Source organism: Mangrovihabitans endophyticus, from assembly GCF_014646155.1.
Lineage (GTDB): Bacteria > Actinomycetota > Actinomycetes > Mycobacteriales > Micromonosporaceae > Actinoplanes > Actinoplanes endophyticus.
Genome location: NZ_BMMX01000135.1, coordinates 1 through 777, shown reverse-complemented (window position 1 = coordinate 777; position 777 = coordinate 1). Strand labels below are relative to the sequence as shown.

Sequence of the window (777 nt, the reverse complement as noted above, 5' to 3'; positions counted from 1 at the left end):
TAATTAATGCTTCCCCATAGCCTTTAAAAAGCGCTATCACTAACCATGCTAAAAGCATGATATACACCGTGCCCACCCACATAGAAACTTTGGGGGGCGATGCGTTAGGGTAGTAGAAAATATCTAAAGCCACATCGCAACTAAACAGGGCTAAAAAGACAGAAACCGGCGAAACAATGCTTTTTTGCACATTGACATGCATTTTTTTATTGCGTTGCATGATTTCAAAAATCCAATCCAGCAATAAAGCTAAAAGCCAAGTGATCAGCTTCCTTAAACCTAGCAATAAGGCTAAAATCATCAAAGCAAGTGCAATCTTACTCACTTGCAAGCTATGGGCTGTGAAAGGCAAGATTTTGCTGATTTTGTTTAACACAAAATCCATATTCACTTCCATGATCAGGTTTTTAGGAAGCACTTCTTTAGGGTGGTTTTTGATGTAACGCAAGACTTCGGTATAAGTGTTCAAACGCAATTCATAATCGCTAAACATCCGCTCTAATTCATGCATTTTGACATTGTCTAAATTTTTAGGGAAAGTGTAGAGTTTGAATTGCCCTAAACGCAAAAGGAAAGCATTACTGATACTTTCCACATCTTTTTGTTCGCTAAAAATATCAATACTGCTCCTGATTTTATCTATAAAACGATACAAAATTTCATCTATCAACAAAATATCTAAAGACAATCTGTCTTTCATGAAAGTGTAGAAATCATTGCCCTTAATGCTTCTTGACAAACGCTTTTTGATTTTCTCTTGCTCTTTTAAATTTTGAT

At 35.8% G+C, this 777-nt stretch carries 1 protein-coding gene; it reads right to left on the bottom strand.

The genetic code is table 11. The annotated features are described in order from the left end of the window. The coding region (locus tag IEY73_RS34605; protein ID WP_229716424.1) for a hypothetical protein at positions 1-777 on the bottom strand (777 nt) is incomplete at both ends.